The sequence below is a fragment of the Pseudomonas sp. DCB_BI genome (assembly GCF_026240995.1).
In the GTDB taxonomy this organism is placed as follows: domain Bacteria; phylum Pseudomonadota; class Gammaproteobacteria; order Pseudomonadales; family Pseudomonadaceae; genus Aquipseudomonas.
In genome coordinates this window covers 1-1293 of record NZ_JAPFCG010000052.1, presented here as the reverse complement: position 1 = coordinate 1293, position 1293 = coordinate 1, and the positions used below count along the sequence as shown (strand labels likewise).

Genomic DNA, 1293 nt, shown 5'->3' with positions numbered 1-1293 from the left:
GAGATCGAGCGCCGCCCGCGCGGCGCATCGCGAGCTGCGCTCGCTCCTTGTATGTTGTGTCTGACCTGGCCAGAGAGGTTATTCTCGTCAGGTTCAAGAAGCACTTCCGGGGAGACCGATCGCTCCTGAAGGCAGGGATTGCCCTGACCTTGTACGTAGAGAGGTCCCCCGCCTCATTGCCCACCACGAAGAGTATCGAGAAGCCGACAAGTCGGACTTCGCATTACAAGGTTGCAGCGGCATGAAGTTCGAGGTCGGGGAACCGGAGGCCATTGTTACCTATGTTGCTGGGGAGTGGGAAGGATGAGTGTCTTCGTTGGCCTGGATATCGGTTCGCGCACTTCAATCGCCGGGGTGCGCAAAGATGGGCGCCCTGCTGGTCAGTGGGAGATCGCCCAGACACCAGCCGGACGTAAAGCTGCGGTTAAGAAGCTCCAATCGCTCAAGCCCAAAGCCATCGTGATGGAAGCGACCGGTATCTATTACCTGGATTTGGCCATCGACCTGCACGCCGCTGACCTCCCTGTCTCGGTAATCAACCCCAAGAGCTTTCACAATTTCGCCAAGCTAATGCTGGTGAACAGCAAAACTGATGCGATTGATGCCCAGCTGCTTTCCGAGTATGCCGAGCGAATGACACCACGCTTATGGACCCCTCCAAGCCCTGCCCAGCTTGAGCTCCGGGCTATCGGGCGGCATATCAATCGTCTGGTTGGCCACCGAACAAGGGCGAAAAATGAGTTGCATGCGTTGCGGGCGACCAACACGACCATCGCCATGCTGATCGAAGACGAAGAAGAGGCGATAGCCTCATTGGACAAGCGTATTGAGCGATTTCGTAAGGCTGGCCATGACTTGATTGCTCAATGCCAAATGCTTAGTCGGCAGTACCAACAACTAATTGCCGCTCCTGGCATGGGAGAGGTGTCTGTACTAGCCATTTTGGCTGAGCTCACGACATTACCTGAAATGCTCAAGTCTTCGCAGGTAAGCCGCCATGCCGGTCTCGACGTTCGACAGACGCAGTCAGGTACAAGCATTGATAAGCCTGGTCGACTCGGAAAAAGTGGAAATGCCTACCTGCGAGCAGCGATGTATATGCCAGCGTTGACGGCGATCCGCTATGACCCCTACGCGAAGGGCTTTTACGAATCGTTGCTCAGCAGAGGGAAGAAGAAAATGCAGGCTATCGCCGCCGTCATGCGTAAATACCTGACAGGTGCCTGGGCATGCATGCGTGGCGATGAGCCCTTTGATACGGCCAAGCTGTTCAGCGCTGAGCACCTCAAAAAA

1 protein-coding gene is annotated in these 1293 nt (G+C 55.8%); it reads left to right on the top strand.

The window, feature by feature from the left end; translation table 11 throughout:
- Nucleotides 1–303 precede the first annotated feature (303 nt).
- On the top strand, nt 304–1293 hold a 990-nt coding region (locus tag OO258_RS27240), incomplete at its 3' end, for an IS110 family transposase (protein ID WP_266034982.1).